19 protein-coding genes and 3 riboswitches are annotated in these 16,238 nt (G+C 65.7%); of the genes, 12 read left to right on the top strand and 7 right to left on the bottom strand.

The features are described from left to right. Positions 1-15: 15 nt before the first annotated feature. From C8E02_RS13870 to C8E02_RS13885, 4 genes are all read left to right on the top strand, one after another. Entirely contained in the window at positions 16-618 is a 603-nt protein-coding gene (locus C8E02_RS13870; RefSeq protein ID WP_047967205.1) for a hypothetical protein, read from the top strand. A gap of 96 nt (positions 619-714) precedes the next feature. After that, on the top strand, positions 715-2,085 hold the full coding sequence (gene radA / locus C8E02_RS13875) for a DNA repair protein RadA (RefSeq protein WP_120811609.1): 1,371 nt from the start codon (positions 715-717) through the stop codon (positions 2,083-2,085). Between the two features lie 14 nt (positions 2,086-2,099). After that, the gene (locus C8E02_RS13880) at positions 2,100-2,660 is read left to right on the top strand and encodes a sigma-70 family RNA polymerase sigma factor (RefSeq protein WP_120811612.1); all 561 of its coding nucleotides are present in this window, start codon (positions 2,100-2,102) and stop codon (positions 2,658-2,660) included. Then, positions 2,657-2,833 (top strand): zf-HC2 domain-containing protein, encoded by a 177-nt coding sequence (locus C8E02_RS13885; RefSeq protein ID WP_202902739.1) that lies wholly within the window; start codon positions 2,657-2,659, stop codon positions 2,831-2,833. Before C8E02_RS13880 ends, C8E02_RS13885 begins: the two co-directional genes overlap by 4 nt. Before the next feature lie 64 nt (positions 2,834-2,897). Here the strand turns inward: C8E02_RS13885 and C8E02_RS13890 are convergent, their stop codons facing one another. The 3 genes from C8E02_RS13890 to C8E02_RS13900 form a co-directional block, all read right to left on the bottom strand. After that, a complete protein-coding gene (locus C8E02_RS13890) occupies positions 2,898-3,455 on the bottom strand; it encodes a TMEM165/GDT1 family protein (RefSeq protein ID WP_047967202.1) in 558 nt (185 codons plus the stop codon). Between the two features lie 5 nt (positions 3,456-3,460). Next, positions 3,461-3,642, bottom strand: a riboswitch (yybP-ykoY riboswitch). A 74-nt stretch (positions 3,643-3,716) separates the two neighbouring features. Beyond that, entirely contained in the window at positions 3,717-4,172 is a 456-nt protein-coding gene (mscL, locus tag C8E02_RS13895; protein ID WP_120811615.1) for a large-conductance mechanosensitive channel protein MscL, read from the bottom strand. Between the two features lie 133 nt (positions 4,173-4,305). Next, the gene (locus C8E02_RS13900; RefSeq protein ID WP_120811617.1) at positions 4,306-5,898 is read right to left on the bottom strand and encodes a methyl-accepting chemotaxis protein; all 1,593 of its coding nucleotides are present in this window, start codon (positions 5,896-5,898) and stop codon (positions 4,306-4,308) included. Between the two features lie 232 nt (positions 5,899-6,130). Here C8E02_RS13900 and C8E02_RS13905 point away from each other — a divergent pair, with 232 nt between their 5' ends. After that, the gene (locus C8E02_RS13905) at positions 6,131-7,126 is read left to right on the top strand and encodes a 2-hydroxyacid dehydrogenase (protein ID WP_120811619.1); all 996 of its coding nucleotides are present in this window, start codon (positions 6,131-6,133) and stop codon (positions 7,124-7,126) included. A 37-nt stretch (positions 7,127-7,163) separates the two neighbouring features. Here the strand turns inward: C8E02_RS13905 and C8E02_RS13910 are convergent, their stop codons facing one another. Together C8E02_RS13910 and yaaA are read right to left on the bottom strand one after the other, a co-directional pair. Next, a complete protein-coding gene (locus tag C8E02_RS13910; RefSeq protein WP_120811622.1) occupies positions 7,164-7,562 on the bottom strand; it encodes a GFA family protein in 399 nt (132 codons plus the stop codon). Between the two features lie 87 nt (positions 7,563-7,649). After that, positions 7,650-8,429 carry a peroxide stress protein YaaA gene (gene yaaA, locus C8E02_RS13915; RefSeq protein WP_120811624.1) on the bottom strand — a complete coding sequence of 260 codons (780 nt, stop codon included), beginning with the start codon at positions 8,427-8,429 and terminating at the stop codon, positions 7,650-7,652. A gap of 67 nt (positions 8,430-8,496) precedes the next feature. Between yaaA and dtd the strand changes: the two genes are divergently transcribed. Genes dtd through C8E02_RS13930 form a run of 3 tightly spaced genes read left to right on the top strand, consistent with a single transcriptional unit; the run spans position 8,497 to position 10,116 of the window. Then, the gene (dtd, locus tag C8E02_RS13920; protein WP_120811909.1) at positions 8,497-8,949 is read left to right on the top strand and encodes a D-aminoacyl-tRNA deacylase; all 453 of its coding nucleotides are present in this window, start codon (positions 8,497-8,499) and stop codon (positions 8,947-8,949) included. Beyond that, positions 8,946-9,500, top strand: coding sequence for a GNAT family N-acetyltransferase (locus tag C8E02_RS13925; RefSeq protein ID WP_120811627.1), 555 nt, complete (start codon positions 8,946-8,948; stop codon positions 9,498-9,500). The genes dtd and C8E02_RS13925 overlap by 4 nt, the downstream gene beginning before the upstream one ends. A 52-nt stretch (positions 9,501-9,552) precedes the next feature. Then, positions 9,553-10,116 (top strand): cysteine hydrolase family protein, encoded by a 564-nt coding sequence (locus C8E02_RS13930; protein WP_120811629.1) that lies wholly within the window; start codon positions 9,553-9,555, stop codon positions 10,114-10,116. 128 nt (positions 10,117-10,244) lie between these two features. Here C8E02_RS13930 and miaA read toward each other — a convergent pair whose 3' ends face one another. Together miaA and fdxA are read right to left on the bottom strand one after the other, a co-directional pair. Next, entirely contained in the window at positions 10,245-11,201 is a 957-nt protein-coding gene (miaA, locus tag C8E02_RS13935; RefSeq protein WP_120811632.1) for a tRNA (adenosine(37)-N6)-dimethylallyltransferase MiaA, read from the bottom strand. Positions 11,202-11,340: 139 nt separating this feature from the next. Beyond that, positions 11,341-11,664 (bottom strand): ferredoxin FdxA, encoded by a 324-nt coding sequence (gene fdxA, locus C8E02_RS13940; RefSeq protein ID WP_120811634.1) that lies wholly within the window; start codon positions 11,662-11,664, stop codon positions 11,341-11,343. Positions 11,665-11,759: 95 nt separating this feature from the next. On the opposite strand from fdxA, the gene gluQRS reads away from it, so the two are divergent. From gluQRS to gcvH, 4 genes are all read left to right on the top strand, one after another. Beyond that, entirely contained in the window at positions 11,760-12,668 is a 909-nt protein-coding gene (gluQRS, locus tag C8E02_RS13945; protein ID WP_120811637.1) for a tRNA glutamyl-Q(34) synthetase GluQRS, read from the top strand. 249 nt (positions 12,669-12,917) lie between these two features. Continuing rightward, positions 12,918-14,252, top strand: a complete 1,335-nt coding sequence (locus C8E02_RS13950) for an amino acid permease (protein ID WP_120811640.1) — start codon at positions 12,918-12,920, stop codon at positions 14,250-14,252. A 121-nt stretch (positions 14,253-14,373) separates the two neighbouring features. Further along, a riboswitch (glycine riboswitch) is annotated at positions 14,374-14,475 on the top strand. A gap of 11 nt (positions 14,476-14,486) precedes the next feature. After that, positions 14,487-14,581: riboswitch (glycine riboswitch) on the top strand. 32 nt (positions 14,582-14,613) lie between these two features. Continuing rightward, a complete protein-coding gene (gcvT, locus tag C8E02_RS13955; protein ID WP_120811642.1) occupies positions 14,614-15,699 on the top strand; it encodes a glycine cleavage system aminomethyltransferase GcvT in 1,086 nt (361 codons plus the stop codon). Between the two features lie 76 nt (positions 15,700-15,775). Continuing rightward, positions 15,776-16,162, top strand: coding sequence for a glycine cleavage system protein GcvH (gene gcvH, locus C8E02_RS13960; protein ID WP_047967190.1), 387 nt, complete (start codon positions 15,776-15,778; stop codon positions 16,160-16,162). Positions 16,163-16,238: the final 76 nt, after the last annotated feature.

The raw sequence follows: 16,238 nt of genomic DNA on the forward strand, positions 1-16,238 counted from the left end.
ACCACAAGGACAAGTATGCGTGCCTATCTGTTATTACCAGCGCTGGCGCTGCTGAGCGGCTGTAACTGGGTAATGAATGTCAGTGGCCTGGCCGCCGAGGCCAACAAGGCCATCGGCGCCGCCTGCCGCCAGACCGGCCGCTCGCTGGAGACGTGCTACACCCGCAATCCGGACGCGGACAAGGCGCAGATCTACGCCGGCTGGCGCGAGATGCACGAATACATGGCCAAGAACAAGCTGGAGACCATGGAGCCGCCACCGGAGCCGGCGCCGGACTTGTCCGCGCCGCTGGCCGCGGTCGACAGCAGCAGTGCAAAAACGGCGGAACATGCCGCTCAAAAAAAAAATGAGCCAGCCGTAGCCTCGCTGGCACCGCTGGCGAAGCGGCACCCACTGACCAGCGATGAAGCCGACGAACTGGCGCGCAACGATCCGCAAGTGGAAGCGATCCTGTCGACCATCCGCCGCAACGAACAGTCCGAAGCGAAGCCCAAACCCAGCGGCCCGTCGCCCTCGGAGCAGCGTCTGCTCAGCCTGATCAACGAGCAGAGTGCGCCGCCGGTGGCCGCAGGGCAGGAGGATTCCTTCGGCAAGCCGGCCGCCGTGGTCAAGAAATAATCACCCCTGCTACGCAGCTCGCGGGGAAGCCCCGCATTTCCTGTTTCAACCCGCTAGTGCCGGCACTAACGGGTTTTGTCATTTTTTGAAGACGCCATGGCCAAATTCAACAAGACCCTCTATCAATGCACGCAATGCGCGGGCAGCTCGTCCAAATGGCAGGGCCAGTGCCCGCACTGCGGCGAATGGAACACGCTGACCGAAACCGTGGCCGCGCCGGCCCCGGTGGCCAACGCCCGCTACCAGAGCTGGACGGCGCAGACGCAGCCGGTGCAGCAGCTGTCGCAGGTGCAGGCGGCGGAGGTGCCGCGCGAGCCGTCCGGCATCGAGGAGCTGGATCGCGTGCTCGGCGGCGGCATCGTCAAGGGCGCGGTGGTGCTGCTCGGCGGCGATCCCGGCATCGGCAAGTCCACGCTGCTGCTGCAGGCGCTGTCCGCCATCGGCTCGACACGCAAGGTGCTGTACGTGTCCGGCGAGGAATCGCCGCAGCAGATCGCGCTGCGCGCCTCGCGGCTGGCGGTGGACGCGGCGCGGGTGCGCTTGCTCTCGGAGATCCGCCTCGAATCCATCCTCGCCACGCTGCAGACCGAGATGCCGGAAGTGGCGGTGATCGACTCGATCCAGACGCTGTATTCCGACCAGGTGACCTCGGCCCCCGGCTCGGTGTCGCAGGTGCGCGAGTGCGCGGCCCAGCTGACGCGGATGGCGAAGCAGAGCGGCATCACCATCATCCTGGTCGGCCATGTCACCAAGGAAGGCTCGCTGGCCGGGCCGCGCGTGCTGGAGCACATCGTCGATACCGTGCTCTATTTCGAGGGCGACAGTCACTCCAGCTACCGCATGATCCGCGCCATCAAGAACCGTTTCGGCGCTGCCAACGAGCTGGGCGTGTTCGCGATGACCGATCGCGGCCTGAAGGGGGTGTCCAACCCGTCGGCGATCTTCCTGTCCAGCTACCGCGACGACGTGTCCGGCTCCTGCGTGCTGGTGACGCAGGAGGGCACGCGGCCGTTGCTGGTGGAAATCCAGGCGCTGGTCGACGATGCCCACGGCTTCCAGCCCAAGCGCCTGACCGTCGGGCTGGAGCAGAACCGGCTGGCGATGCTGATGGCGGTGCTCAACCGCCATGCCGGCATCGCCTGCTTCGATCAGGATGTGTTCCTCAATGCGGTGGGTGGCGTCAAGATCAACGAGCCGGCCGCCGACCTGGCGGTGATCCTGGCAATGGTGTCCTCGCTGCGCAACAAGTCGCTGCCGGAGAAGCTGGTGGTGTTCGGCGAGGTCGGCCTGTCCGGCGAGGTACGGCCGGTGACGCGCGGCCAGGAGCGGCTGAAAGAGGCGGCCAAGCTCGGTTTCGAGCGCGCCATCGTGCCGGCGGCCAACAAGCCGCGCCAGGCCATCGACGGGCTGGAGGTGATCGGGGTGGAACGCTTGTCCGAAGCCGTGGAATACTGTGCCCGTCGTTAACCGCGGGAGCCGGCATGCCGCCCAGTGTTGAACAGATCGAGGCCGAACGGCCCTACCTGCTGCGCTTTGCGCTGGCACAGCTGCGCGACAGTGCCGCTGCCGAGGACGCGGTACAGGATGCGCTGCTGGCGGCGCTGGAGGCGCGCGAGCGCTTTGCCGGCAAGGCCAGCCTGCGCACCTGGCTGACGTCCATCCTGCGCTTCAAGCTGATCGACATCGTACGCAAGCAGCACCGCGAGGTGGCCACCGACCTGTCCGAGGATCTTGACGATAGTGACTTGGACGGCCTGTTCAGCGCCAGCGGCCACTGGCAGGAAAAAATCAGCGCCTGGGGCGCGCCGGAACAGTCGCTGCTGGCCGCCCAGTTCTGGCAGGTGTACGCGCGCTGTGCCGAGGCGATGCCGCGGCGTACCGCGCTGGTGTTTGCCATGCGTGAGGTGCTGGACATGGACATCAGCGAAATTTGTCAGAATCTGGAGATCAGCGCGACCAACTGTTCGGTGATGCTGTATCGCGCACGGATGAGCCTGCGCGAATGTTTGCAGCTGCGCTGGCTGCAGGGGGAAAACGCATGATGCTCAGTTGCCGCGAGGCCAGCCGGCTGATATCCGACGCCATGGATCGCAAGCTCAGCCGCTATGAACAGGTCAGCCTGCAGTTCCACCTGCTGCTGTGCCAGAACTGCCGCCATTTCCGGCAGCAGATGGCGACGCTGCGTGCCGGCATCCGCGAAGGACGCCAGCGCTGACGCTAATGGCAAAAAGCCGGATCACGAGCAGTGATCCGGCTTTTTTTTATGGCGGCGCGGCGGCTTAGAAGCCGACCAGGGTGACCACCCCCAGCACCGCGAAGATACAGGCGGCAATGCGGTGCACGGTGGCCACCGGCAGCTTGCGCGCGGCCACTTCGCCCAGTAGTACCGCCGGCACGTTGGCGATCATCATGCCCAGCGTGGTGCCCATCACCACCGCCGGCAGTGCGTCAAAGCGGGCCGACAGCGCCACGGTGGCGATCTGCGTCTTGTCGCCCATCTCGGCCATGAAGAAAGCGATCACGGTGGCGCCGAACACGCCGACGCGGTCCAGCAGCGGCATATCGTCATCCAGCTTGTCCGGAATCAGCATCCACAGCGCCATGGCGATGAAGGAGATGCCCAGCACCCAGCGCAGCAGGTTGTCGGTAATGTAGGCCGACGCAATCTGGCCGAGCCAGGCGGCGGCAAAATGGTTGAGCACGGTGGCCACGAAAATGCCGGCGATGATGGGTAGCGGTTTCTTGAAACGGGCGGCGAGCAGCAGCGCGAGCAGCTGGGTCTTGTCGCCGATTTCGGCCAGGGCGACGATGCCGGTAGAGAGCAGGAAGGCTTCCATGAAATGATCCGGGGGGCTGCGCGGACAACATGATTCTCCGCTGCCGCAGCCCCCGCTACGCACCGGAAAATCATGAGTCTTGCCAGGCCTTGCGGCTGTTTGCGCCATGGTGCTGCCGGATTGCCCGGCGAACCAAGTGTGTTGACGCAAGCCTCTGTCAGTAATGCAGAGCGGCTACTCCCTCAGGACGAGGCGGATTGTACGCGATGGCGGCAGGCGCTTCAAGGTTGGCCGCAAGCGTGCGGCCAACCTTGTGCCGGATCAGCCCAGTTGCGAGGTGCAGTGCGGGCAGCGCGTCGCCTTCAGCGGAATGCTGGACAGGCAGTAGCTGCACTCCTTGGTGGTGATTTCCACCGGTGCCGCCGGCGCCGGGCGTTGCAGCTTGTTCAACGTCTTGATCAGCATGAAGATGGCAAAGGCGATGATGGTGAAGCTGACCAGCGCGTTGATGAACAGGCCGATGTTCAGCGTCACCGCACCGGCTTCCTTCGCCGCCGCCACCGACGCGTACGGTGCCGCCTTGGCGCCTTCCTTCAGCACGAAGAACAGGTTGGCAAAGTCGACGTTGCCGATCAGCAGGCCGATCGGCGGCATGATTACGTCATCAACCAGCGACTTGACGATGGTACCAAAAGCACCGCCGATGACGACACCAACGGCCAGATCGATGACGTTGCCACGCATGGCAAACTCGCGAAACTCTTTCAGTACGGACATGTTGTTCCCTTCGTTTAATGTCGGATATCAATGACAAGCTAGTATCTGACAGCGGCAAAGGCAATGGCAACGGCTTTTTGCACGCAAAAACCCCCGCTGCCGCCGTCGCGGCAGCGGGGGGCGTGCGTCGGCTTCAGGCGGGCTGGGTGTCCGCTTCCACCTCGAAGTGGGCGGCCAGCGCCGAGACCCGCGCCGCCTGGTCGGCCAGCTTCTCGATGCCGTGATTGGCGGAACGGATGTGCTGGTGCGACTCGGCAAACTGCTCGGCGATGTGGGCCATGCGCTCGGCGAGGTGGGCGGCGGCGGCAGACTGCTGCGCGTTGGTGCCGGCGATGGCCTGCATCATCTGGTTGACGCTGTGCGAGCTGTCCTGCACCCCCTGCAGCTTGGCGGTGGTGCGCAGCTGCGCCTCGGCGCCGGCTCGGGTCTGCTCGGTGATGGTGGCGATGGCGCTGACGGTACTGTTGGCCGCCTCGCGCACATTGTGGATCAGCTGCTTGATCTGGTCGGTGCTGAGGCTGGTGCGTTCCGCCAGCTTGCGTACCTCGTCGGCGACCACGGCGAAGCCGCGGCCGGACTCGCCGGCACGCGCCGCCTCGATCGCCGCATTCAGCGCCAGCAGGTTGGTCTGGTCGGCGATGTCGTGGATGGTCTGCGTCACCTGGGTGATGCTGTCGATGGCGCTGGCCAGGTCGGTAATGATGTGCTGCGCCTGCTCCACCGACTGGCTCGCCGCCAGCGTGCGCTGCTGCGAGGTGTTCATGTCGGCATTGCTCTGCGCCACGCTGCTGCTGGTGTCGATGCTGAGGCGGGCGGTTTCCTCGGCGTGGCCGGCCACCTGTTCGATGGAGGCGGACAGCTCTTCCACCGCGCTGCTGATCTGGCTGACGCTTTCGTTGCCGGCGGCCATGCGGTTGAACAGCTCGGCGATGCGCTGCTGCATGTGTATGGTTTCCTCCGCCTGCGCGCGCGCGGTCATCTGCAACTCGTCCAGCATTACCTTGAGGTGTACCTGCATGTAGGCGAGCGCGGTTTCCAGCTTGCCCTGTTCGCCGGCGCGGTTGATGGCCAGCTCGTTGGTGAGGCGACCTTCGGAGATGTTCATGCAGCTGTCCAGCAGGTGCTGCTGGTGGTCGCGACGGTGTTTTTCCGCCAGCAGCCAGCCCAGCGTCGACAGCGCGCTGGCGCCGATGATCACGCCGCCGGCGACACCGCCGGTCAGCACGCCGGCGCCAAGCACCAGCACCGTGCTCAGGGCGACATGGATGCGGCGGAACCAGGCCAGCGTGCGGCCGGGCGCCTTGGCCTTGGCCAGCGGCTTGCCCTGCATCAATTGTGGATACAGCAGTTTCGCCTCGCGCACCGCCTCCGGCCGCGCCGGGCTGCGCACCGACATGTAGCCGCGGACGGCGCCGCGTTCCTTCACCGGCACCACGAAGGCGTCGACCCAGTAGTAGTGGCCGTTCTTGCAGCGGTTCTTGACCAGGCCGCGCCAGCAGTCGCCGCGCTTCACCGTCTGCCACAGGTCCTCGAACAGCACCGGTGGCATGTCCGGATGGCGCACGATGTTATGGTTCTGGCCGAGCAACTCCTCGCGGCTGAAGCCGGACAGCTGGACAAAGCTGTCGTTGGCGTAGGTGATGCTGCCCTTGAGATCGGTTTGGGTAACAATGAGGCCGCTGGTAAACGGCACTTCAATATCATGGACTGGCAGATTCTTTTTCATGATTCGGACACTGAGACGGCTAGGCAATCGTGGAGGTGGATAACGCTGCAAGCCACGCATGGTATAACCACGTCATGGAGCGTGCCATTTATCCGCTTGATCTGGATCAAGGCTGCGCGACTCTGATTTTCCTGTTTAAAATCATCGGGGTTATTGCAGTGGCTTTTAATGAATGGTGCCGTTTGATACGGCGGATTTGTATCGAATCCGATACAGCATGGAGAGACCGAACATGAAAATCGCCGTTTTCGATAGCAAGCAATACGATCGTCAGGCGCTGACCTTAGCAAATCATGATTACGGTTTTGCGCTGAGCTTTTTCGAGCCGCGCCTCAATGGCGACACCGTGGCGCTGGCCGCCGGCTTCGAGGTGGTGTGTCCGTTCGTGAACGACCGGCTGGACGCGGCGGTGGTGGCCAGCCTGGCCGCCGGCGGCACGCGGCTGGTGGCGCTGCGCTGCGCCGGTTTCAACGGTGTCGACCTGGCGGCCTGTAGCCGGCACGGCATCCGCGTGGTGCGGGTGCCGGCGTATTCGCCGCACGCGGTGGCCGAGCACGCGTTCGCGCTGCTGCTGGCGGTCAACCGCCGCATTCACAAGGCCTACGTGCGGGTGCGCGAGATGGACTTTTCGCTGGACGGGCTGGTCGGCTTCGACCTGCACGGCAAGACCTTCGGCGTGATCGGCACCGGCCGCATCGGCGAGGCGGCGATCGGCATCGCCCGCGGCTTCGGCATGCGCGTGCTGGCACACGACGTGGCGCAGGACCGGCTGCTGGCCAATCAGCTCGGCTTCAGCTATGTCGACCGCGCCACGCTGCTGGCCGAATCCGACGTCGTCAGCCTGCACCTGCCGCTGCTGCCGGCGACGCGGCACCTGATCGACGCCACCACCCTGACGCAGATGAAGCGCGGCGCGCTGCTGATCAATACCAGCCGCGGCGGCCTGATCGATACCCCGGCGCTGATCGAGGCGCTGAAGGACGGTCGCCTTGGCGGGGTGGGGCTGGATGTCTACGAGATGGAGGAGGGCGTGTTCTTTGAAAACCTGTCCGAGGCCGGGCTGCAGGACGACCAGCTGGCGCGGCTGCTGACCTTCCCCAATGTGCTGATTACCTCGCACCAGGGCTTCCTCACCCGCGAGGCGCTGGACAATATCGCCCGCACCACGCTGGGCAATGTGCAGGCCTTTGCCAGCGGTGCGGTGCTGGACAACGCGGTACACGGCTGACGCCGGCCGCGCTTGCGGCCAACGTTGGCCGCAACCGTCATTCGCGGCCCGGTTGCCACGCCGCATGGTGCGGCAGCCCGTCGCTTGCCAGCCACGGCCGGTCGTGACTGCACCAGATGTGCTGCTGCGGGCTGACGCCGGGGTCGTCGTCCAGCGTCGCCACGCGCACGATGACTTGCGGCTGGCCGGTGCGCTCCGCCACCAGCTGGCTGCCGCAGCGGGTACAGAAGTGGCGCAGCTTGCCCGGCGACGACTCATAGCTGCCCAGCGCCGGCTGCCCGGTCAGCCAGCGGAAGTGCTGGCGCAGCACGCCGGCGGTGCTGGCGAATGCCGCCGCGTGCGCCTTCTGGCAGGTCAGGCAGTGGCAATGCGCGATCGGCCCATCGAGCCGGTCGACTTCATAGCGGACGGTGCCGCACAGGCAGCTGCCTTGCATCGGGGACTCCTTTCGCGTTGCAGCGCATGGCCAACGTTGGCCGCAAGCAGGTGGCCGCGTGGTTTCCTGCGTCGTTTCCCACTCAGCTTATTGCGCTGCAGGATCGCGGCGGAACAGCCAGGTCCGGGCATCGGACAGCTCCGGCACGAAGGCGTAGCCCTCGCTGTCGAACGCCTTCAACTGCTCGGCGTCCGTCACCTGCCGCTGCGTCGCCCAGCGCGCCATCAGCCCGCGCGCGCGCTTGGCGTAGAAGCTGATGATCTTGTACTGGCCGTTTTTCAGGTCCTGGAACACCGGGGTGATGATGCGGGCCTGCAGTTGCTTCGGCTTCACCGACTTGAAGTACTCGTCGGAGGCGAGGTTGACCAGCACTGGTGCCGCCTCGTTCTCCAGCTCGCGATTCAGCGCCTCGGTGATCAGCGTGCCCCAGAACTCGTACAGGTTCTTGCCGCGCGGATTGGCGAGGCGGGTGCCCATCTCCAGCCGGTACGGCTGCATCAGGTCCAGCGGCCGTAGCAGGCCGTACAGCCCGGACAGGATGCGCAGGTGGCGCTGCAGGTAGTCGTGCTCGCTCGCATCCAGCGACGCCGCATCCAGCCCCTCGTAGACATCGCCCATGAACGCCAGCACCGCCTGCTTGGCATTGTCCGGCGTGAAATCCGGCTGCCAGTCGTGGTAGCGGCCGACGTTGAGCTGTGCCAGCGCATCGCTGATGCCCATCAGCTGGCCGATATCGGCCGGCGACTTGTCGCGCAGCACGCGGATCAGCGCCATGCTGTGATCGAGGAAATCCGGCTGCGTGTACGGTACCGTCCGCGGCGGGGTGTCGAAATCCAGCGTTTTCGCCGGAGAAATAACCATTAACATAGCAATCCTTGTCACGCGCAATGGCAGGGATTGTAACGCAGAGCCGAAACGCTTTTCAGGAGGGATGATGCGAGTATTGGTACAAAGAGTGCGCGAGGCGTCGGTCACCGTCGACGGCCGGATCACCGGCGCGATCGGGGCCGGGCTGTTGTTGCTGGTCGGCATCGAGGCGCCGGACAGCCGCGCCGACAGCGAGTGGCTGGTGAAGAAGATCAGCCAGCTGCGCATTTTCAACGACGACGACGGCGTGATGAACCGCTCGCTGCTCGACTGCGGCGGCGAAGTGCTGGCAGTGAGCCAGTTCACCCTGTTCGCCACCACCAAGAAGGGCAACCGCCCCGGCTACAGCCGTGCGGCGCGGCCGGAGCAATCGTCGCCGATGTTCGACGAATTCGTGCAGTTGCTGGGTGCGGCGCTGGGCAAGCCGGTGCCGACCGGGGTGTTCGGTGCCGACATGCAGGTGGCGCTGGTCAACGACGGCCCGGTCACCATCTGGCTGGACAGCAAGGCGCCGGAATGAGCGCTTTCCCCGCGCTGCAGGGAGCACGGCTGACGTTGCGCGAATTCCGGCCTCAGGATGCGCCGGCACTGTTTGATATCTACCGCGATGCCGTGTCCATGCAATGGTTCGGCACCGAGCCGCTGCAGACGCTGGCACAGGCCGAGGCGCAGGTGGCGGTCTTTATCGGCTGGCAGCAGCTGCCCAGTCCGTGGCGGCGCTGGGCTGTCGAATCACGGGCCGATCAGCAACTGGCGGGTAGCTGCGGCCTGTTCAAGTGGAATCGCGGCTGGCGCAGTTGCACGCTCGGTTACGAGCTGGCGCCGGCTTATCGCGGGCAGGGCATGATGCGCGAGGCGTTGCAGCTGGCGCTGGACTGGGGCTTTGCGAACATGGCGCTTAACCGTATCGAGGCACAGGTCCACCCGGACAATCTGCCGTCCATCCGCCTGCTGCAGGGTTTGGGCTTTGTGCAGGAAGGGCGTTTGCGCGAGGCCGGATTCTGGCTCGGACAATATCATGACCTGCTGGCGTTTTCCTTGCTGCGGCAGGATTGGGTGCTGCCGTCCTGAACGAAGCGCGGCCAGGTTTGGCCGCGAAATTTTTAATCACGGAAAACCGATAATGACAAAACAGATCCCGGCCTTGCTGATCATCGACATGCAGCAGGCGATGGCCATGCCACAGGCCGGCGAGCGCAACAATCCGCAGGCGGAGGCCAATATCGCGCGCCTGCTCGCCGCCTGGCGCGCGGCCGGGCAGAAGGTGATCCACGTGCGCCACATGTCGCGCAAGCCGGGCTCGCTGTTCTGGCCCGGCCAGAGCGGCGCTGCGTTCCAGCCGGCTTTCCAGCCGCTGGACAGCGAGATGGTGTTCGAGAAGAACGTGCCCGATGCCTTCACCCACAGCGCGCTGGAGCACTGGCTGCACGTGCGCGGGATTCGCCGTCTGCTGCTGGTTGGCGTCAGCACCAACAACTCGGTGGAATCGACCGCGCGCAGTGCCGGCAATCTCGGCTTCGACACCCTGGTGGTCAGCGACGCCTGTTTCGCCTTCGCCAGGGCTGACTACCACGGCACGCCGCGCAACGCGGACGAGGTGCACGCGATGGCGCTGGCGAATCTGGATGGCGAGTATGCGCGGGTGTTGAGCACTGGGCAGGCACTGGCCTTGCTGGCGGCGGACTAAGAGCCGCTAACAAACCCCCTGATCCTGCGTTGCGCCTCCTTGCCGTACGACTTGTACTGTCTGCGTCGGCGCGCCTTAGCTCAGGTGCTCTGCGAGGTTTTGTTAACGGCTCTAACGACTGTCGCCGCTCAGTCCTGTCGCTGCGTCGCCTGCCAGTGTTCGATGGCGTGGCAGGCCGGGCTCAGGATGTCGTCGTGGTCGGCGGCCAGGTTCAGGTTGTCCGCCGCCATGCTGCGCAGCCAGGTGATCTGGCGCTTGGCCAGCTGGCGGGTGGCGGCGATGCCGCGCTCGACGAATTCGGCGTGGCTGTACAGGTCGTCCTGGTATTCCCACGCCTGGCGGTAGCCGACGCAGCGCATCGACGGCAGCTCCAGCGACAGCTGCGGCCAACGTTCGCGGATGCGGCTGACTTCGTCGAGGAAACCCTGCTCCAGCATGATGTGGAAGCGTAGCGCGATGCGCTGGTGCAGCCAGCTGCGTTCGTCCGGATTCAGTGCCAGCCGCAGCAGGTTGCCGCGCGCGGCGTCGTCGCGGCCGCGTGCCAGCAGCGCCGACATGGTCTCGCCGCTGAGCAGGCAGATTTCCAGCGCGCGCTGGATGCGTTGCGAGTCATTGGGGGCGAGGCGGGCGGCGGTGACGGCGTCGAGGGTAGCGAGACGCGCGTGCATGGCCGGCCAGCCGAGGCGGGCGGCGTCGGCTTCCAGCTGCTGGCGCAGCGCCGGATCGGCCTGCGGCAGGTCGGACAGGCCGTCGGTCAGCGCCTTGAAATAGAGCATGGTGCCGCCGACCAGCAGCGGCAGCTTGCCGCGCGCGTGGATGTCGGCGATCAGGCGGTTGGCGTCGGCGTGAAACTGCGCCGCGGAGTAGGCGTCCGTGGGGTCGATGATGTCGATCAGGTGGTGCGGGCACTGCGCCATCTCCGCCGCGGTCGGTTTGGCGGTGCCGATGTCCATGTCGCGGTAGACCAGGGCGGAATCGACGCTGATGATTTCGACCGGGAAGCGCTCGGCCAGCGCCAGCGCGAGGCCGGTCTTGCCGGAGGCGGTGGGGCCCATCAACAGGATGGCGGCAGGATGATCGGACATGGTGGTGTCAGGCTAAGGAAATGGCCGGCCATTGTCGCATGGCGCGACCGGCTGCGGCCAACGTTGGCCGCAGCTGCTGCTGGTGACGCGTCGCTGCGTTGTCAGCCGGCGCGGGCGGGCAACGGCGGCGTGCTGCCGTTCAGCGTTCCAGCAGGTGGCGCTTGTCCTTCACCGGCAGCCAGTCGGCGTGGTCGGGCAGCGCGTCGATCTTGGCGGACAGCACCGGCCACAGCGGCGTCAGCTCGGCGTTGATGGCGACGAAATCCTGCTGGTCGGGCGGCAGGTCTTCCTCGGCGAAGATCGCCTCCGCCGGGCACTCCGCCACGCACAGCGTGCAGTCGATGCACTCGTCGGGATCGATCACCAGGAAATTGGGGCCGGCGTGGAAGCAGTCCACCGGACAGACATCGACGCAGTCGGTGTATTTACATTTGATACAGGCTTCGGTTACAACGTGCGTCATCTGGGCGCGCTCCTTTGATGGTGGGTGTCCGGGGTAATGCTTGAGTTGTTTAGTCAATATTTTAGTCGTATCTCTCTATTTTCGCTGCTCCTGCCATGTCCGTCACTGCCCCCGTTCCCGTTTTGCCCTATCGCGGCCGCTTTGCACCCAGCCCCACCGGCCTGTTGCACGCCGGCTCGCTGACCACCGCGGTCGGCAGCTATCTGGAAGCCAAACGTCACGGCGGCGAGTGGTGGCTGCGCATGGAAGACCTCGACCCGCCGCGCGAGATGGCCGGTGCCGCCGACGCCATCCTACGCACGCTGCAGGCGTTCGGCTTCGAGTGGGACGGCGAGCTGGTGTACCAGCATGATCGCCACGAGCTGTACCGCGCGGCGCTGGCGCAGCTGGTGGCGCAGGGCGACGCCTACGGCTGCGCCTGCACGCGCAAGGAGATTGCCGCCGCCGGCCATCACGGCGCCGACGGCATGGTCTATCCCGGCACCTGCCGTCACGGCGTGGCACCGGGGCGCAGCGCACGGGCGTGGCGGCTGCGGGTGGACGACAGCCGCACCGCGTTTCACGACCGGCTGCAGGGCGAGTACGGCCAGCGGCTGCAAAGCGAGATCGGCGATTTCGTGCTGCTGCGTGCCGACGGCTTCTGGGCCTACCAGCTGGCGGTGGTGGTGGACGATATCGCGCAGGGCATGACCGACATCGTGCGCGGGGCCGACCTGCTGGTGTCGACGCCGCGCCAGCTGTGGCTGCGGCAGAAGCTGGGCGGGCCGGCGGTGACGCACTGCCACCTGCCGCTGATGGTCAACGCCGCCGGCGAGAAGCTGTCGAAGCAGACGCTGGCGCCGGCGATCGACGCCAGGTCGGCCGCCGCCGGGCTGCGGCAGGCGCTGACGCGGCTGGGGCATGCGCCGCCGCCAGAGGCGGGCGAGGTGGCCGAGCTGTGGCAGTGGGCGCGCGGCAACTGGCAGCTGGCGCGGGTGCCGGCCGGACCTATCGTCATTGCATAGTGATCCTGGTATACAATCGCCAGCCTTCCGCCAGACGGGCCTCTTTCGAGGCCCGTTTGTCATGGCAGAGCAACCGGAACAGGTTGCCAGGGTGCCGCTGCCCGGCGGCGGCACGCAGACAGAGCAACAGCGGCCGCGCCGCCCCATTCAGGACCCTCAACCCATCATGCAGGATTTCATCGCTTGCACGGCCGCCGCGCCGTGCCCGTTTCCCCGCTGGCGTCAGCGTTCTTCCGCACGGAGGACCGCATGAGTCACGCTCCGCAACCCGCCGCCAAAGGCAAACTCGGCATCTGGATGTGCACCGCGCTGGTGGTGGGCAACATGATCGGCTCCGGCGTGTTCCTGCTGCCGGCGTCGCTGGCGCAGTACGGCGGCGCCTCGCTGATCGGCTGGGTCATCACCTCGCTGGGCGCGATCTGCCTGGCGCTGGTGTTCGCTCGGCTGGCGTCGCTGCTGCCGCACAAGGCCGGCGGCCCGTACGCCTACATCCACGAAGGCTTTGGCGATTTCGCCGGCTTCCTCATCGCCTGGGGTTACTGGATCGCGCTGTGGGCCGGCAATGCCGCGCTGACCGTGGCCGGCGTCAGCTATCTGGGGGTGTTCTTCCCGCAGCTGAACCACAGCAACCTCGCCGCCGGCGCCACCGCCATCGGCCTGATCTGGCTGGTGACGTGGATCAACAGCCGCGGCGCGCAAAGCTCCGGCCGCGTGGCCATCGTCACCACCCTGATCAAGCTGCTGCCGCTGGCCGGGGTCACCGTCGCCGGCCTGCTGTACCTGAACCCCGATTTTGTCGTGTTCAACCCGCAGCACAAGCCGCTGTCGGAGGCGATCCCGGCGACCATGGCGCTGACGCTGTGGGCCTTTCTCGGGCTGGAGTCGGCGTCGGTGCCGGCCGGTGATGTAGACCGGCCGGAGCGCACCATCCCGCGCGCCACGGTATTGGGCACGCTGCTCGCCGCCGCGCTGTACATCGCCAGCACCGTCGCGTTGCAGGGGCTGATGCCGGCGGCGACGCTGGCCGCATCGGCGGCACCGTTTGCCGATGCCGCACGCAGCCTGTGGGGCGAGTGGGCGTACTACGCCGTCGGCCTCGGTGCGGTGATTTCCTGTTTTGGCGCGCTCAACGGCTGGTGCCTGATGCAGGGCCACATCCCGGCCGCCGCCGCGCGCGACAAGCTGTTCCCGGCCTTCTTCAAGCGCGAGAACCGCGCCGGCGTGCCCATCGTCGGCCTGCTGCTGTCCACGCTGCTGGTCACCATCCTGCTGGCGTGTAAGTACGCCGGCGGCGACAGCGGGGTGCAGATATTCGAGTTCGTGATTTTGCTGGCCACCGCCACCACCTTGCTGCCGTACGCGTTCTGCGCGATGGCGCTGCTGGCGGTGATGCTGCAGCGCCACCGCCAGTTCCATCCCCGCGACTGGCTGGCGCCGCTGGCGTTCTCCGGCGGCGGCTTCGTGTTCGCGCTGTGGACCATTTTCGGCTCCGGGGCCGAGGTGGTGATGTGGGGTGTGCTGTTGCTGCTGGCCGGGCTGCCGGTGTATTTGTGGCAACTGCGTGAAAATATCTTAAAAGCATAAAACGCCGCTAAAAGGTTGGCCGCAAAGCCCTTCCGGCGTTGCGGCCAACCTTCTTTGCGCCAAGTACCTGATCCTGTTGCAAAACCCGACTTGCCAAGCGCCATGGCTGCGCTGATAATGCGCCCATTCCGCAGGAGAGAGCCGCGCCGGGCCAAACCGGACGCCGCCGCCGAAGGCGCAAGTGCACCCGCAATCGCTCAGGCAAAAGGACTGCAAGAATCGGGCCGTAACCGGCCCGCAGAATCTGGAGAGCGGCGCGTACAGCGCCCACCGAAGGGGCTAACGGCGCAATGCCGGAAAATCTCAGGTGCAGGGACAGAGGGGTGTGAGGTAGGGACAAATCTCACTCCAAGGACTTGCAATGACGGCCCCGAAACGTACCCCTTTATTTGATGCCCACGTCGCTTCCGGCGCGAAGATGGTTGATTTCGCCGGCTGGGAAATGCCGATCCACTACGGCTCGCAGCTGAAAGAGCACGAGATCGTGCGTAGCGACGCCGGCATGTTCGACGTGTCGCACATGACCGTGGTCGACATCAGCGGCAGCGACGCCAAGGTCTGGCTGCAAAAGCTGATCGCCAACGACGTGGCCAAGCTCGGCTTCGAAGGCAAGGCGCTGTACTCCGGCATGCTCAACGACGACGGCGGCGTGGTCGACGACCTGATCGTATACCTGACCGCCACCGGCTACCGCATGGTGATCAACGCCGGTACCACCGAGAAAGACCTGGCGTGGATGGACAAGCAGTCCGCCGGCTTCGACGTGACGCTTACGGTGCGCCGCGACCTGGCGATGCTGGCGGTGCAGGGCCCGAAAGCCATCGAGAAAGTCTGCGCCGTCAAGCCCGCCCTGGCCGACGCCATCCAGGCACTGAAAGTGTTCCAGGGTCTGCCGTCCGGCGACTGGTTCTACGCCCGCACCGGCTACACCGGTGAAGACGGCCTCGAAATCATGATCCCGGCCGATCAGGCCATCACCTTCTTCAACGAACTGAAAGCCGCCGGCGTGGCGCCGATCGGTCTGGGCGCGCGCGACACCCTGCGTCTGGAAGCCGGCATGAACCTGTACGGCCACGACATGGACGAAACCGTGTCGCCGCTGCAGGCCGGCATGGGCTGGACCATCGCCTGGAACCCGGAAGAGCGCGACTTCATCGGCCGCAAGGCACTGGCAGCGCAAAAAGCCGCCGGCGTCCCGATGAAGCAGGTCGGCCTGGTGCTGGAAGGCCGCGGCGTGCTGCGCGAAGGCCAGAAAGTGGTCGTCGATGGCCAGGAAGGCATCATCACCAGCGGCACTTTCTCGCCGACCCTGAAACACTCCATCGCCATCGCCCGCGTACCGGCTGCCACCGGCGCCACTGCCCAGGTTGACCTGCGCGGCACGCTGACCGAGGTGCGTGTGGTGAAAATGCCGTTCGTGCGCAACGGCAAGAAAGTTTTTGAATAAGCTGGTGTATAACGACGGGGCGAGCCGAGGCAGTCCCGATCCACACCATGACAACGCATTTTTCTGGAGAGAAACCATGAGCAACATTCCTGCCGAACTGAAATACGTATCCAGCCACGAATGGCTGCGCCTGGAAGCCGACGGCTCCGTGACCGTAGGCATCACCGAGCACGCGCAAGAGCTGCTGGGCGACATCGTATTTGTCGAGCTGCCAGCCGTTGGCGCCAACCTGGCGGCCGACGAGCAAGCCGGTGTGGTGGAATCGGTGAAGGCCGCTTCCGACGTGTACGCGCCGATCGCCGGTGAAATCCTGGAAGTGAACGCCGAACTGGAAGCCAACCCGGAGCTGGCCAACAGCGAGCCGTACGCCGCTGGCTGGTTCTTCAAGATCAAGCCGGCCAACGCCGCTGATCTGGACGGCCTGCTGGACGCAGCGACTTACGCTGCCGAAATCGGCGCCTGATGAACGAGCCCTGCTGTCGTCAGACAGTAGGGCTTTTTGTTTTTTAGCCACGGACCACACGGAAACACACGCCCCA

The sequence above is a fragment of the Vogesella indigofera genome, assembly GCF_003633895.1.
Taxonomy (GTDB): Bacteria; Pseudomonadota; Gammaproteobacteria; order Burkholderiales; family Chromobacteriaceae; genus Vogesella; species Vogesella indigofera.

What these genes read in the sequence shown, in the direction of transcription:
- C8E02_RS13870 (WP_047967205.1), top strand. Translation starts at nt 16, where the DNA reads ATGCGTGCCTATCTGTTATTACCAGCGCTGGCGCTGCTGAGCGGCTGT.
- radA (WP_120811609.1), top strand. Translation starts at nt 715, where the DNA reads ATGGCCAAATTCAACAAGACCCTCTATCAATGCACGCAATGCGCGGGC.
- C8E02_RS13880 (WP_120811612.1), top strand. Translation starts at nt 2,100, where the DNA reads ATGCCGCCCAGTGTTGAACAGATCGAGGCCGAACGGCCCTACCTGCTG.
- C8E02_RS13885 (WP_202902739.1), top strand. Translation starts at nt 2,657, where the DNA reads ATGATGCTCAGTTGCCGCGAGGCCAGCCGGCTGATATCCGACGCCATG.
- C8E02_RS13890 (WP_047967202.1), bottom strand. Translation starts at nt 3,455, where the DNA reads ATGGAAGCCTTCCTGCTCTCTACCGGCATCGTCGCCCTGGCCGAAATC.
- mscL (WP_120811615.1), bottom strand. Translation starts at nt 4,172, where the DNA reads ATGTCCGTACTGAAAGAGTTTCGCGAGTTTGCCATGCGTGGCAACGTC.
- C8E02_RS13900 (WP_120811617.1), bottom strand. Translation starts at nt 5,898, where the DNA reads ATGAAAAAGAATCTGCCAGTCCATGATATTGAAGTGCCGTTTACCAGC.
- C8E02_RS13905 (WP_120811619.1), top strand. Translation starts at nt 6,131, where the DNA reads ATGAAAATCGCCGTTTTCGATAGCAAGCAATACGATCGTCAGGCGCTG.
- C8E02_RS13910 (WP_120811622.1), bottom strand. Translation starts at nt 7,562, where the DNA reads ATGCAAGGCAGCTGCCTGTGCGGCACCGTCCGCTATGAAGTCGACCGG.
- yaaA (WP_120811624.1), bottom strand. Translation starts at nt 8,429, where the DNA reads ATGTTAATGGTTATTTCTCCGGCGAAAACGCTGGATTTCGACACCCCG.
- dtd (WP_120811909.1), top strand. Translation starts at nt 8,497, where the DNA reads ATGCGAGTATTGGTACAAAGAGTGCGCGAGGCGTCGGTCACCGTCGAC.
- C8E02_RS13925 (WP_120811627.1), top strand. Translation starts at nt 8,946, where the DNA reads ATGAGCGCTTTCCCCGCGCTGCAGGGAGCACGGCTGACGTTGCGCGAA.
- C8E02_RS13930 (WP_120811629.1), top strand. Translation starts at nt 9,553, where the DNA reads ATGACAAAACAGATCCCGGCCTTGCTGATCATCGACATGCAGCAGGCG.
- miaA (WP_120811632.1), bottom strand. Translation starts at nt 11,201, where the DNA reads ATGTCCGATCATCCTGCCGCCATCCTGTTGATGGGCCCCACCGCCTCC.
- fdxA (WP_120811634.1), bottom strand. Translation starts at nt 11,664, where the DNA reads ATGACGCACGTTGTAACCGAAGCCTGTATCAAATGTAAATACACCGAC.
- gluQRS (WP_120811637.1), top strand. Translation starts at nt 11,760, where the DNA reads ATGTCCGTCACTGCCCCCGTTCCCGTTTTGCCCTATCGCGGCCGCTTT.
- C8E02_RS13950 (WP_120811640.1), top strand. Translation starts at nt 12,918, where the DNA reads ATGAGTCACGCTCCGCAACCCGCCGCCAAAGGCAAACTCGGCATCTGG.
- gcvT (WP_120811642.1), top strand. Translation starts at nt 14,614, where the DNA reads ATGACGGCCCCGAAACGTACCCCTTTATTTGATGCCCACGTCGCTTCC.
- gcvH (WP_047967190.1), top strand. Translation starts at nt 15,776, where the DNA reads ATGAGCAACATTCCTGCCGAACTGAAATACGTATCCAGCCACGAATGG.